The 12,869-nt window shown below is 68.6% G+C and carries 10 protein-coding genes, 1 tRNA gene and 2 pseudogenes; 6 read left to right on the top strand and 7 right to left on the bottom strand.

Going from position 1 to position 12,869, the window contains the following annotated elements:
- Positions 1 to 53: 53 nt before the first annotated feature.
- Positions 54 to 428: pseudogene (locus I73_RS28495) on the bottom strand (N-acetyltransferase family protein); the annotation flags it as partial.
- Positions 429 to 493: 65 nt separating this feature from the next.
- On the opposite strand from I73_RS28495, the gene I73_RS28490 reads away from it, so the two are divergent.
- Positions 494 to 1,471 carry an alpha/beta fold hydrolase gene (locus I73_RS28490; protein ID WP_022981622.1) on the top strand — a complete coding sequence of 326 codons (978 nt, stop codon included), beginning with the start codon at positions 494 to 496 and terminating at the stop codon, positions 1,469 to 1,471.
- A 2-nt stretch (positions 1,472 to 1,473) separates the two neighbouring features.
- On the opposite strand, the gene I73_RS16460 is transcribed toward I73_RS28490, so the two are convergent.
- Positions 1,474 to 3,537, bottom strand: coding sequence for a sodium:solute symporter family protein (locus I73_RS16460; RefSeq protein WP_022981621.1), 2,064 nt, complete (start codon positions 3,535 to 3,537; stop codon positions 1,474 to 1,476).
- Positions 3,538 to 3,589: 52 nt separating this feature from the next.
- The gene (locus I73_RS16455; RefSeq protein WP_022981620.1) at positions 3,590 to 3,874 is read right to left on the bottom strand and encodes a DUF4212 domain-containing protein; all 285 of its coding nucleotides are present in this window, start codon (positions 3,872 to 3,874) and stop codon (positions 3,590 to 3,592) included.
- Between the two features lie 222 nt (positions 3,875 to 4,096).
- Between I73_RS16455 and prfB the strand changes: the two genes are divergently transcribed.
- The 3 genes from prfB (at position 4,097) to I73_RS16430 (ending at position 8,949) form a co-directional block, all read left to right on the top strand.
- A protein-coding gene (prfB, locus tag I73_RS28480) for a peptide chain release factor 2 (protein ID WP_148289816.1) occupies positions 4,097 to 5,201 on the top strand; the annotation gives its coding sequence in 2 pieces (ribosomal slippage) (positions 4,097 to 4,177 and positions 4,179 to 5,201; 1,104 coding nt in all).
- A gap of 31 nt (positions 5,202 to 5,232) precedes the next feature.
- The gene (pepN, locus tag I73_RS16435; RefSeq protein ID WP_022981617.1) at positions 5,233 to 7,905 is read left to right on the top strand and encodes an aminopeptidase N; all 2,673 of its coding nucleotides are present in this window, start codon (positions 5,233 to 5,235) and stop codon (positions 7,903 to 7,905) included.
- A 15-nt stretch (positions 7,906 to 7,920) separates the two neighbouring features.
- Positions 7,921 to 8,949: a class 1 fructose-bisphosphatase gene (locus I73_RS16430; RefSeq protein ID WP_022981616.1), complete on the top strand. Its 1,029-nt coding sequence runs from the start codon at positions 7,921 to 7,923 to the stop codon at positions 8,947 to 8,949.
- A gap of 25 nt (positions 8,950 to 8,974) precedes the next feature.
- Here the strand turns inward: I73_RS16430 and I73_RS28475 are convergent, their stop codons facing one another.
- Positions 8,975 to 9,568, bottom strand: a complete 594-nt coding sequence (locus I73_RS28475) for an SIS domain-containing protein (protein WP_022981615.1) — start codon at positions 9,566 to 9,568, stop codon at positions 8,975 to 8,977.
- Positions 9,569 to 9,699: 131 nt separating this feature from the next.
- Positions 9,700 to 10,802 (bottom strand): annotated as a pseudogene (locus I73_RS28470) (CaiB/BaiF CoA transferase family protein).
- A gap of 148 nt (positions 10,803 to 10,950) precedes the next feature.
- Between I73_RS28470 and I73_RS16415 the strand changes: the two are divergent.
- Both I73_RS16415 and I73_RS16410 read left to right on the top strand, forming a co-directional pair.
- Positions 10,951 to 11,026, top strand: a tRNA-Thr gene (locus I73_RS16415).
- Positions 11,027 to 11,316: 290 nt separating this feature from the next.
- The gene (locus I73_RS16410) at positions 11,317 to 12,135 is read left to right on the top strand and encodes an IclR family transcriptional regulator (protein ID WP_083876816.1); all 819 of its coding nucleotides are present in this window, start codon (positions 11,317 to 11,319) and stop codon (positions 12,133 to 12,135) included.
- A gap of 37 nt (positions 12,136 to 12,172) precedes the next feature.
- On the opposite strand, the gene I73_RS16405 is transcribed toward I73_RS16410, so the two are convergent.
- Together I73_RS16405 and I73_RS28465 are read right to left on the bottom strand one after the other, a co-directional pair.
- Positions 12,173 to 12,397: a hypothetical protein gene (locus I73_RS16405; protein WP_022981613.1), complete on the bottom strand. Its 225-nt coding sequence runs from the start codon at positions 12,395 to 12,397 to the stop codon at positions 12,173 to 12,175.
- A gap of 271 nt (positions 12,398 to 12,668) precedes the next feature.
- On the bottom strand, positions 12,669 to 12,869 hold a 201-nt coding region (locus I73_RS28465), incomplete at its 5' end, for a hypothetical protein (RefSeq protein ID WP_040500553.1).

Here is a 12,869-nt window from a genome sequence, read left to right as displayed (position 1 = left end):
GGCAGCACCGTGGCGCCCATGCGCTGGTAGAAGGCGATGGCGTTGGCGCTCTAGTCCAGCACGCTCCACTCGAAACGGCCACAGCCGCGTTCCACGGCCAGCTGACCCAGGCGCTGCAACAGCGCCTTCGCGATGCCCTGCCCGCGGTGGGCCGGCTGCACATAGAGGTCTTCCAGGTACAGCCCGGGCTGGCACAGGAAGGTGGAGAAATTGGTGAAGAAGAGCGCAAAAGCCACCACGTTCCCATCCACCTCCGCCACCAGGCATTCGGCCACCGGGCGCTCGCCGAACAGGTGGGGCAGGAGCTTCTCGGGCGTGGTCTGCACCAAGTGGCTGAGCTGCTCGAAGTCCGCCAGTTCGCGGATCAGGCCGACGATGGCGGGCACGTCGCGCGGCTCGGCCGCACGCAGAACATGGATCTGGGTCATGATGCGGCGATTCTGTCATCGACCAAGGGATGTCCCCAGGGGGCCCCTGGCCCTACATTTGCCGCATGACGCCCGCCGACCCCAGCGCCGCCGCCGCGCCCAAACCAGCACCGACGTACCAGCCCCGTCGCCAGCCCAGCCACCGCTGGGTGAACATCCGCGGACTGGAATACCACATCAGCCAATGGGGTGACCCCAGCCTGGTGACCCCCCAGCGACCGCCGCTGCTGCTGTGCCATGGCTTCATGGACATCGGCGCCTCCTTCCAGTTCCTGGTGGATGCGATGGCCGACCACGAGGGCGAGCGCCGCTACGTCCTGGCCATGGACTGGCGCGGCTTCGGCCGCACCCGAGGCCCGGCGACCGACGCCTACTGGTTCCCCGACTACCTGGCCGACCTGGACGCCCTGCTCTGCTGCGAGGATCTGGGCCTGGACGGCAAGACCCCGGTGGACCTGCTGGGCCACAGCATGGGCGGCAACATCGTGATGAACTACGCCGGGGTCCAGCCGGCGCGCATCCGGCGCCTGGTCAACCTGGAAGGCTTTGGCCTGCCGCGGGCAGAGGCCTCGGAGGCCCCCAGCCGCATGGCGCGCTGGCTCAACCACCTGCGGCACCCGCGCCCCTTGCGCGCCTTTGCCGGGGTCAACGGCGTGAAGGCCAGGCTGCAGGAAAACAACCCGCGCCTGCCCGACGAGCGCGCCCTGTGGCTGGCCCACCAATGGGCCGAGCCCCGGGACGACGGCCAGTGGCACATCCTGGCCGACGAGGCCCACAAGAACATCAACCCCCTGGTCTACCGGGTGGAAGAGGTGCTGGCCTGCTGGGCGCGCATCACCGCCCCGGTGCTGTGGGTGGAAGGGGCCGAGTCGGAGACCAGCCGCTGGTGGGGCGACCGCTTCCCGCGCGAGGAGTTCGAGGCCCGGCTGGCGGTGGTGGGCTGGCTGGAACGCCACACACTGGCCGGCGCGGGCCACATGCTGCATCACGACCAGCCCGACGCGCTGGCCCGCCATCTGCAGGCCTTCCTGGACCTGCCCTGAGTTCAGTCGTAGCGCGGGTAGCGCAGGCGGTCGACGAACTCCCGCACCTCGGCCGGCGGCGGTGGGGTCAGCAGGCTGACCACGATGATGACCGCGAACCCCACCGGCACGCCGAAGGCGCCGGCCGAGATGGGGTCGATGTCCCACCAGAGGTGGACCGGCGACTGAATGCCGAACAGCCCGCGCAGCCAGGGATGGGTGGTGACCATGTACCAGAAGGTCACGCCCAGGCCGCTGAGCATGCCGGCCACCGCGCCCCAGCGGTTGGCCCGCTTCCAGAACACGCCCAGCACCAGGGCCGGGAAAAAGGCCGACGCCGCCAGCGAGAACGCAGCCGACACCAGGAACAGGATGTTGGCCGGCTTCTGTGAGGCCACCCAGGCCGCGCACAGGGCCACCAGCAGCAGGAGCAGCTTGGACAGCATGACCCGGCGCGAGCTGATGGCCCGCGGCGAGACCATGCGGTAGTAGAAGTCGTGCGAGAGCGCGTTGGAGATGGTCAGCAGCAGCCCGTCCGCCGTGGACAGGGCCGCCGCCAGGCCGCCCGCGGCCACCAGGCCGGTCAGCACATAAGGCAGGCCGGCGATCTCCGGCATGGCCAGCACCAGGATGTCGCTGCCGATGTGCAGCTCGCCCAGCTGCAGCACACCGTCATGGTTGATGTCGCTCACCGACAGCAGGCTCGGATCCACCCGGCTCCAGTTGGCGATCCAGGCCGGCAGGGCGTCGAAACGGGTGCCCACCACATGGGTGAAGATCTGGTACTTGATCAGCACCGCCAGCGCCGGCGCCGTCATGTAGAGCAGCACGATGAACAGCAGCGACCAGCCCACCGATTCGCGCGCCTCGCGCACCGAGGGCGTGGTGTAGAAGCGCATCAGGATGTGGGGCAGGCCGGCCGTGCCCACCATCAGACAGAAGACTAGCGCCAGAAAGTTGCGGCGCGAGGCGTCGTAGCGCGCCCGCTCAGCCGGCGTGCCATCCGGCTTGCCGTCGAACTGGGCCGCGTGCTCGGGCATGCCGGCCAGGGGCCGCGCGCGGGCCAGCAGGTCCTGCCGCTCGGCCTGCCACTGCGCCACCGCCTGGGCCGGCGTGGCGGGGATCCGGGCCATCGTCCGCTCGGCGGACTGGATCTCGTACTGCGGCGCATGGCCGCGCTTGAGCGCATCCACCTCGCGCCAGGCCTTGTCGCGGTCGGCCTGCAGGGCCGCCTCGGCGTGGGCGATCTTGTATTCCAGCACCCTGGCCTGGTCGCGCAGCAGGCGGATCACCTCCTGCTCGCCGGGATCGGCCTTCAGCCGCGCCTCGGCCTGGCTGACGGCCGGCAGCTGGAGGCTGGAGGCCCATTGCGGCACCGGCACGCCGGTCTGGTTCATGCTCAGCCAGATCACCGGCACCAGATAGGCAATGATCAGCACGATGTACTGGGCCACCTGGGTCCAGGTGATGGCCCGCATGCCCCCCAGGAAGGAGCAGACCAGCACCCCGCCCAGGCCCAGGAAGATGCCGATCTCGAAAGAGGCGATGCTGGTCAGCCGGGTGGTGATCAGGCCCACGCCATAGATCTGTGCCACCACATAGACGAAGGAGCACAGGATGGTGGCCACCAGACCGATGAAGCGCGGCAGCTGGCCCTGGTAGCGGGTGCCCAGGAAATCGGGGATGGTGAACTGGCCGAACTTGCGCAGATAGGGCGCCAGCAGCAGCGCCACCAGCACGAAGCCCCCGGTCCAACCCATCACGAAGGCCAGGCCGCCGTAGCCGCTGAGGTAGAGCGTGCCGGCCAGGCCGATGAAGGAGGCCGCGCTCAGCCAGTCGGCCCCCACGGCCATGCCGTTGTAGAGCGCAGGCACCCGGCGGCCGGCCACGTAGTACTCGGACGGGTCGGTGGTGCGCCCGAGCACCCCCACCACCGCGTAGATGACCAGCGGCGCGGCCAGGAAGGTGAAGCCGATGTACTGGTGCGGCACGCCCCAGCGCTCCAGCATGCCCATGCCCAGCAGGAACAGCAGGAAACAGACCGTGTAGCCCAGGTACAGGCCGTGCAGGCGACGCCGGAAGCTCATGCTGGCCAGCGCCTTGGGGCGGGGAGGAACAAGCCGGGTGCTCACCGTGCGCTCAGTCCTCTTCGTCCAGGTCGTGGGCCAGGTCCATGCGGTGCGTGGCCCAGGCGTACAGCACCACCAGCGCCAGATCGACCAGCATGGCCCCCTGGGCGCCCCACCAGAAGCTGAAGGGCCCGCCGGCGAAGGGGAAATCCAGCTGCCGGGCGAAGAAGGGCACGCCGAAGCTGCCCAGCAGCCAGACCAGCAGCGACACCGCCGTCCAACGCCGCACGCCCTGCCAATGCGCCCGGTGTTGGGCCCGGCGCAGCGCCGCGGCCTGGGCCGCCGGCGACAACACCGCTGCCGTGCCTGCGTGACTGCGAAGCTCTGTGACTGCCACCTGCTGCTGCCTCTGGCCAGGGGCCGCACGGCCCCGCAAAGCCGCCATTGTCGCGTCAAACGCCCTGCGCGGACGAGCCCGGCGTCCCCGGAGATGCCCCTGGGGATCCGGGGGCGTCGCGGGCCCGCCGTCTTGAGCGAAAATCCAGCGTTTGAACACAAGTCAACGAGGACACACACCATGGACGTCGAACGCATCAATGCCATTGGCACCACGCTGGCCGACCTGACCCAGCGCACGCTCGACCTACGGGGGTATCTTTGACTACGACCGCAAAGCACTGCGGCTGAACGAGGTCAACGCCACCCTCGAGAACCCGGACATCTGGAACGACCCCAAGCGGGCGCAGGAGCTGGGCAAGGAAAAGAAGCAGCTCGACGAAGTCGTCGGCACCATCGACCACCTGACCACGAACCTCTCGGACAACACCGAGCTGTTCGAGATGTCCAAGGAAGAAGATGACGTGGCCGGGCTGGAGGCCATCGAGGCCGATGCGGACAAGTTGCGCGAGATCGTGGAGCGGCTGGAATTCCGCCGCATGTTCAGCAACCCGGCCGACCCGAGCAACTGCTTCATCGACATCCAGGCGGGTGCCGGTGGCACCGAGGCCTGCGACTGGGCCGGCATGCTGCTGCGCCAGTACCTGAAGTACTGCGAACGCAAGGGCTTCAAGACCACGATGGAAGACGAGACGCCGGGCGACGTGGCCGGCATCAAGAGCGCCACCATCAAGGTGGAAGGCGAATACGCCTTCGGCCACCTGCGCACCGAGACCGGCGTGCACCGCCTGGTGCGCAAGAGCCCCTTCGACTCGGCCGGCGGCCGCCACACCTCGTTCGCCTCGCTGTTCGTCTACCCGGAGGTCGATGACTCGATCGAGATCGACATCAACCCGGCCGATGTGCGCACCGACACCTTCCGCGCCAGCGGCGCCGGTGGCCAGCACATCAACAAGACCGACTCGGCCGTGCGCCTGACGCACATCCCGACCGGCATCGTCGTGCAGTGCCAGGACGGCCGCTCGCAGCACAGCAACCGCGACGTGGCCTGGCGCCGCCTGCGCTCGCGCCTGTACGACCATGAGATGAAGAAGCGCATGGAAGAGCAGCAGAAGCTGGAAGACACCAAGACCGATGTCGGCTGGGGCCACCAGATCCGCTCCTATGTGCTGGACCAGAGCCGCATCAAGGACCTGCGGACCAACGTGGAAATCTCCAACACCCAGAAGGTGCTGGACGGTGACCTCGATGCATTCATCGCCGCCAGTCTGAAGCAGGGCCTCTGAGCCCACCTCAACCCACCCAAGGACACCCCACATGCGTGAAGGCACCACCACCCTGGTGCGCCGGGAAGACTACCTCGCCCCGGCCTACTGGATCCGTACCGCGGACCTGACCTTCGACCTGGACGCGACCAAGACCATCGTCTCCAGCAAGCTCGCCATCGAGCGCAACAGCGCCCTGCCGGTGCAGCCCCTGCGCCTGCACGGCGAGGACCTGAACCTGCTGCGCGTGCTGGTGGACGGCCAGAGCGTCTCGTTCCGCCACGAGGACGGCATGCTGGTCATCGACGCCCCGGCGGCCGATGCCTTCACGCTGGAGATCCGCAACACCATCTCGCCCGAGAAGAACACCCAGCTCAGCGGCCTGTACGCCTCGGGCTCGGGCCTGTTCACCCAGTGCGAGGCCGAGGGCTTCCGCCGCATCACCTACTTCCTGGACCGGCCGGACGTGATGGCCGTCTACACGGTCACCCTGCGTGGCGACAAGAAGAAGTACCCGGTGCTGCTGTCCAACGGCAACCTGGTGGAACAGGGCACGCTGGACGGTGGCAAGCACTTCGCCAAGTGGCACGACCCCTTCCCCAAGCCCAGCTACCTGTTCGCGGTGGTCGCGGCCGACCTGGTGGCGCGCGAGCAATGGGTGCGCACCCGCTCGGGCAAGGAGCATCTGCTGCAGGTCTACGTCACCCGCGGTGACCTGGACAAGACCGAGCATGCGATGAACTCGCTGATCGCCTCCATCGTCTGGGACGAGGCCCGCTTCAAGCTGCCGCTGGACCTGGAGCGCTTCATGATCGTGGCGGTGTCCGACTTCAACATGGGCGCCATGGAGAACAAGGGCCTGAACCTGTTCAACACCAAGTACGTGCTGGCCAGCCCCGCCACCGCCACCGATGCCGATTTCGACGGCATCGAGAGCGTGGTGGCCCACGAGTACTTCCACAACTGGACCGGCAACCGCGTGACCTGCCGCGACTGGTTCCAACTGAGCCTGAAGGAAGGCCTGACCGTCTTCCGCGACCAGGAATTCAGCATGGACATGGCCGGCAGCCCCTCGGCCCGCGCCGTCTGCCGCATCGGCGACGTGCGCGCGCTGCGCGAGCGCCAGTTCCCCGAGGACGCCGGCCCCATGGCCCACCCGGTGCGCCCGGACGCCTACCAGGCCATCGACAACTTCTACACCGCCACCGTCTATGAAAAGGGCGCCGAGGTGGTGCGGATGATGAACACGCTGGTGGGCCGCGCAGGCTTTGCCGCCGGCATGTCGCTGTACTTCGAGCGCCATGACGGCCAGGCCGTGACCTGCGACGACTTCGCCCAGGCCATGGCCGACGCCAACCCGGCCAGCGCCCTGGCCCAGCACCTGGGCAGCTTCAAGCGCTGGTACGCCCAGGCCGGCACGCCGCGCCTGAACGCCCGCGGCAGCTGGAACGCCGAGGCCGCCACCTACACCCTGACGCTGAGCCAGCAACTGCCCGACACCCCGGGCCAGAGCGGCAAGCAGCCGCAACTGGTGCCGGTGGCCCTGGGCCTGCTGAGCCGCGCAGGCCAGGCCCTGCCGCTGCAACTGCAGGGCGAGGACGCCCCGCAGGGCACCGAGCGCGTGCTGGTGCTGACCGAGGCCGAGCAGAGCTTCACCTTCACCGGCATCACCGCCGAGGTCGTGCCCTCGCTGCTGCGCAACTTCTCGGCCCCGGTGGTGCTGGACGATGGCCTGACCGACGCCGACCTGCTGGTGCTGCTGGCCCACGACAGCGACGCCTTCAACCGCTGGGAAGCCGGTCAGCGCCTGGCGCTCAACCGCGTCAAGGCGGCGCTGGGCCACGGCGAGGCGGTGCAACTGGACGCGCCCTTCATCGAGGCCATGCGCAGCCTGCTGCGCGAGCCCGGCCTGGACCCGGCCTTCAAGGACCTGGCCCTGACCCTGCCCTCGGAAATCTACGTGGCCGAACAGGTCAGCGACGTGGACCCGCAGCGCCTGCACACCGTGCGCGAAGCCATGCTGGACCAGCTGGCCACCGCCCTGCAAGCCGACTGGGCCTGGGCCTGGGACGAGCACCAGGTGCAGGGCGGCTACCGCCCCGACGCCGAGCAGAGCGGCCGCCGCGCCCTGGCCAACAAGGCCCTGGCCATGCTGGTGCGCGCCGCGGCCCTCAGCGGCGAGCCGGTCTGGCCGGGCAAGGCCTACCAGCGCTTCAAGGACGCCACCAACATGACCGACCGCCTGGGTGCGCTGGAAGCCCTGGTCGGTGCCCACCACGAGCTGGCCCAGCCGGCGCTGGAGCGCTTCTACGCGCTGTTCCGCCACGAGCCGCTGGTGCTGGACAAGTGGTTCATGCTGCAGGCCCGCGCCCCCGAGAAGAACGGTCAGGTCTTCGCCCAGGTCAAGGCCCTACTCAAGCACCCGGACTTCACGCTGGGCAACCCCAACCGCGCCCGCGCCCTGCTGTTCATGCTGACGATGTCCAACCCGGCCGCCTTCCACCGCACGGATGCCGCCGGCTACGTGCTGTGGGCCGACAAGGTCATCGAGATGGATGCGATCAACCCGCAGCTGGCCTCGCGCTTCGCGCGCTCGCTGGACCGCTGGCGCAACCTGGCCGAACCCTACCGCAGCGCCGCCCGCGAGGCCATCGCCCGCGTGGCCGCCAAGGCCGAACTCTCCAGCGACACGCGCGAGATCATCGAGCGTGCGCTGCAGGACTGATCAGGAGGACATGTCATGAGCAAACGCGTCAGTCTCACGCAATACCTGGTCGAGCAGCAGCGGCTGCACGGCCACATCCCGGGCCAGTTGCGCCTGTTGATCGAGGTGGTGGCCCGCGCCTGCAAGCGCATCGCCATCGCGGTCAACAAGGGCGCGCTGGGTGAAGTGATGGGCGTGGCCGGCACCGAGAACGTGCAGGGCGAGGTCCAGAAGAAGCTGGACATCATCTCCAACGAGGTGCTGATCGAGGCCAACGAATGGGGCGGCCACCTGGCGGCCATGGCCTCGGAAGAGATGGACACCATCCACACGGTGCCCAACCGCTACCCGGCCGGTGAATACCTGCTGCTGTTCGATCCCCTGGACGGCTCGTCCAACATCGAGGTGAACGTCTCGATCGGCACCATCTTCTCGGTGCTGAAGAAGCCGCACGACGATCCCAGCCAGATCGAGCCGGTCAGCGAGGCCGACTTCCTGCAACCGGGCAGCCAGCAGGCCGCCGCCGGCTACTGCATCTACGGCCCGCAGTCGATGCTGGTGCTGACCGTGGGCGACGGCGTGGCCATGTTCACGCTGGACCGCGAGACCGGCTCCTGGGTGCTGACCGCCGAGAACGTCAAGGTCCCGGCCGACACCAAGGAGTTCGCAATCAACATGTCCAACATGCGCCACTGGGATGCCCCGGTCAAGCGCTATGTGGACGAGTGCCTGGCCGGCCAGGAAGGCCCGCGCGGCAAGGACTTCAACATGCGCTGGGTCGCCTCCATGGTGGCCGATGTGCACCGCATCCTGACCCGCGGCGGCATCTTCATGTACCCCTGGGACAAGCGTGAGCCGGACAAGCCCGGCAAGCTGCGCCTGCTCTACGAAGCCAACCCGATGAGTTTCCTGATCGAGCAGGCCGGCGGCGCGGCCACCAACGGCCAGCAGCGCATCCTGGATGTGCAGCCGGAAAAGCTGCACCAGCGCATCAGCGTGATCCTGGGTTCGAAGAACGAGGTGGAGCGGGTCACCGCCTACCACCAGGAAGCCAAGGGCGGCTGAGCCCCGCCCGCTGGCCGGTGGCCGTTCAGGCGCCGGCCAGTTGCTCTCGGATCAGCCCACACAGGCAGTGGCCGAGGAACAACTCGGCCTCCTCCCGCCGCTCGGGCAGTGCCTGCGGAAGCTGCAGGCTCAGATGGCAATCGGCCGCCAGTTCCTCCGGCGCCGGACCCAACAGCCCTACCACCAGCATGGCGCCTTCGGCTGCCGTGCGAGCCACTTCCAGCAGCGGCCCCGGCGGCAGGCCCGCCGACAGCATCACGATCGCATCGCCCGGCCGACCCAGGGCCTGGACCTGGCGCGCCAGCACGTCCATGCCCATGCCGCTGAGCGCCAGCGCGGCCAGCGGACGCCCATCGGGGCGCAGCACGCCGCTCAGCGTGGCCGCCGAGCGGTGGGCCGTGGCCACCGAGCCGCCCTGCCCGCACCACAGCAACTTGCCACCGGCGCTCAGGCAGTTGGCCAGGCGCTGGGCCGTCTGCTCCAGCGCCGCCTGCAGGCCCAGCAGCTCGTCGAACAGCGCGCGTTGCGCCTGCCAGGCGCGCAGGAAGCCACCCACCGGCACGCTCAGTCCGTGCGCGGCGGGAACAAGGAACTGCAGGGGTTCGGTCAGCAAGGCCATGGCCGGTTCCTGGGCGGGGCGTTCGGCCGCCGGACATTCCGGCGGGCATATTTCACGGTATCGGCATCTTGTCAGCGGACTGAAGCCGCCATGGACCGAACAGCGGCAGGGGCCGCGCCCTGTTTCAAAACTCAGTCCTCGCCCGGCCGGGTGGCGGCCAGCGGCAGAAAGCGCGGCGCCGGCGCCGCCTGCCAGGCGCCCTGCGCATCACGCTGGTAGACCGCCCGGGCCGCCAGATGCGGGTGCACCGCCGCCTCGTCCAGCGAGAGCACCGGCGCGAAACAGACGTCGGTGCCCTCCAACCGCGCCACCCAGTGCGCGCGGGGCTGGCTGGGCAACAGGGCCGTCAGCCGCTGCTTCAAGGCCGGCCAGCTCGCCGTGTCGTACTGGCACCCGGGTCCACATCGTCCAGCCCCAGGCGCCACAATAGCTCGGCGTAGAAGGGGGGCTCCAGCGCCCCGACGGTGATGTCGCGGCCATCCGCGCAGCGGTAGCTGTCGTAGAAGGGGGAATCGTGGAAGGGACTGGGCGCCGGCCCGCCCAGCTGGCCGCTGGCACCGATCCACTGCGCCAGCCCGCCCAGCATGGCCACCGCGTCCACGATGGCCGCATCCACCACCCGCCCCTGCCCCGTGGCCCGCGCCGCCAGCACCGCACTGACGATGCCGAAGGCCAGCGCCAGCGCGCCGCCCGCATCGCCCAGCAGCGTGGGCGGCACACGGGGCGGGGCCTCCGGCCGCGCCCCCAGGCCCATCAGGCCGCTCAGCGCCACGTAGTTCAGATCGTGCCCCGCCGCCTGGGCCAAAGGGCCATCCTGGCCCCAGCCCGTCATGCGCCCGTAGACCAGGGCCGGATTGCAGGCCGCGCAATCGGCCGGCCCCAAGCCCAGGCGCTCCATCACGCCGGGGCGGAAGCCCTCGATCAGGGCCTCGGACTGCGCCACGGCGGCCAGCGCAGCCGCCCGCCCCGCCTCGGTCTTCAGGTCCAGCACCTGCACCCGCTTGCCGCGCCGCAACGGCTGGCTGCCACCGCCCAGCCGGGCCGCCACGCCGCTGTCACTCGGGCCCCCCGGGCGCACCAACACCGTCACCTCGGCCCCCAGGTCGGCCAGCATGCGCCCGGCCAGCGGCCCGGGGCCCAGGCCCTCGAACTCCAGCACCCGCAGACCCTGCAACGGCCGGGACAGCGGCGTGGGGTGGGCTGGCGGCAATGCGGCGTCCGGGGTGTGGGGCATGGGGGTCGTCCTTCCAGCGTGCGCCGGCAGCGGCGTTGTTGCCGGATTGTCCCGAGCCCCGCAGGCCCCACACGGCCTTCCCACCCACGAAATTTCCCGCTATCATCGCGGGCTCGCATCCGCCCAGGGCTTGCCCAAGGCCTGCGATGCCGGTGTAGCTCAGTTGGTAGAGCAGCGCATTCGTAATGCGAAGGTCGAGGGTTCGACTCCTTTCACCGGCACCAATGACATCAAGCACTCAGCCCAGCCCGCAAGGTTGGGCTTTGTTGCTTCTGGGGCTTGTGTAGCCACCATGTAGCCGGTGGGGCGGGGTTCAGGGCAGCACCGGCCGACACTGACTCCTAGGGTCCTAGGGCTGTGGCGACGAATGCATCCGCACACTGGCGCCGTGATGGCTTGACTTAAACCAAGCAGCCTCCGCGGAACCCGGGTTGATTCAGACAGGGTCACGACAACCTTATGATTGTTCGAAGCCAGACCGCTCCGCGTCTCCGAACTCATCCCAGGGTTAACGATGAATCGCTCAAAGACTGCCAGTGAAGACCGACCGGACGACACTCCGTACGCTGCCGGTCCTCGCGCGCTCACACGGCTGCTTGCGCTCTTCGATGCGCTGTCGCAGGCGCCGAACGGCATGACGCTGGCCGAGATCAGTATTGCGCTCGACTCGCCTAAGAGCAGCCTTCTGAACCTGCTGCGTCCCCTCGTTGCTGAGGGATTCCTGACATACAACGCCAGCACCTACAACCTTGGGACGGCGATGTTCCGCTTGTCGGCCTCAGTCATGCAGGCGTCGCGGCTGATCAGGCTCATTCGACCCTTCATGCAGGAGCTCGTCGATACGACCGGAGAAAGCTCGATGTGGGGAGAACTCCACCGGAAGGCAGGAGAAATCATCTTCACCGACGTCGTCGACAGCCCGCACGCGCTGCGACTGCAGATTCCGGCCGGCGTTCGACGCCCGCTATGCCTCAGTCCGAGCGGCTGGGTGCTGCTCGCCTACGTCGACAAATCGTGGCGCGATGACTACCTGCTGGCGGCGGAGAAGCTGGGGCATCTGCAGGCGCCCCTCAGCCGAACGCTGATCCAGCGTGAAATGACGAAACTGCGTGCAGACGGGATCCTCACGGCCATCGAAACCGTCCAGCCTGGCATCGGATCAGTCGCAGCGCCCATCTTCAATGATCGCGGCGAATGCCTCGGCGTGATCAACGCCTCGGGTCCCGCCAACAGGTTCCGTACCAACCTGGCACAGTTGCAAAAAGCCGTCGCCGCCATCGCACAGAAGGCGACCGCTGCCACAAAGGTGGAGCATCTCGACGCCCCGTTCTGAAACCGCGAGCCGCCTCCGGCGCGGCCTGCGCCGAACCTCAGTGCTTGAACGCGACGCTCAGCATGTCCCACACCCCGTCCGTCGGGTAGTAGGCCGGCACGAAGCCCGGCGCCGACTGCCATTGGGCGCCAGAGTCCGCGACCTGGACGCTGCCCTGGCGAGCGAGGTCCACCCGGGCAGCCAGCGCGTCATCATAGGACACCTTCTGCAGGCCGAGGGTCAAGAGCGCGGCCCCCGCCGCGCAAGCGGCCAGGATCGCCATGTGTCGTCCAAACCTGTTCATCACTGCCTCCTGGAGACCAGCCGGCCTCATGGTGGGATCTGCGCCCGTCTTGTTCATATAAAGGAACGATATTCCTTTATAAAAACGATGTGACTAGGACGTACCCCTAGATCCGCCGCCGGCGCGCAACCTCGCCTGGCGTCGCGGCTGGAGGCCATCAGTGGCCGGCGTCAGACCCCCAACGAACGCGGGGCACGCCAGACACGATGCGAGCGCAGCTGATCGCACTGAGCGCGCGGACACAAACCGTCTAGGCCGTTTCGCCGGACAGGCTCGGCGGGGGGATCACCGCATCCCCCCGCCCGTCGGGATCCAGGCGCATCACGTCCTCATAACCCGCATCCTCGGAAAGCAGGACGCATCGCTCGCCCGTGAGCGTGCGGGCCACGCGCGGTTCGAAGGGCGTCAGGCTGCGCGGCTCGTGCGCCGCATTCATCAGCGACTCGGTGCT

The organism is Ideonella sp. B508-1, assembly GCF_000333615.1.
In the GTDB taxonomy this organism is placed as follows: Bacteria; Pseudomonadota; Gammaproteobacteria; order Burkholderiales; family Burkholderiaceae_C; genus Ideonella.
This window is presented reverse-complemented; position numbering and strand designations above follow the sequence as displayed.

Coding starts and splice junctions, on each gene's coding strand:
- I73_RS16430 (WP_022981616.1), top strand. CDS start 7,921: ATGAGCAAACGCGTCAGTCTCACGCAATACCTGGTCGAGCAGCAGCGG.
- I73_RS16405 (WP_022981613.1), bottom strand. CDS start 12,397: ATGGCGATCCTGGCCGCTTGCGCGGCGGGGGCCGCGCTCTTGACCCTC.
- I73_RS28490 (WP_022981622.1), top strand. CDS start 494: ATGACGCCCGCCGACCCCAGCGCCGCCGCCGCGCCCAAACCAGCACCG.
- I73_RS28475 (WP_022981615.1), bottom strand. CDS start 9,568: ATGGCCTTGCTGACCGAACCCCTGCAGTTCCTTGTTCCCGCCGCGCAC.
- I73_RS16460 (WP_022981621.1), bottom strand. CDS start 3,537: ATGAGCTTCCGGCGTCGCCTGCACGGCCTGTACCTGGGCTACACGGTC.
- I73_RS16410 (WP_083876816.1), top strand. CDS start 11,317: ATGAATCGCTCAAAGACTGCCAGTGAAGACCGACCGGACGACACTCCG.
- pepN (WP_022981617.1), top strand. CDS start 5,233: ATGCGTGAAGGCACCACCACCCTGGTGCGCCGGGAAGACTACCTCGCC.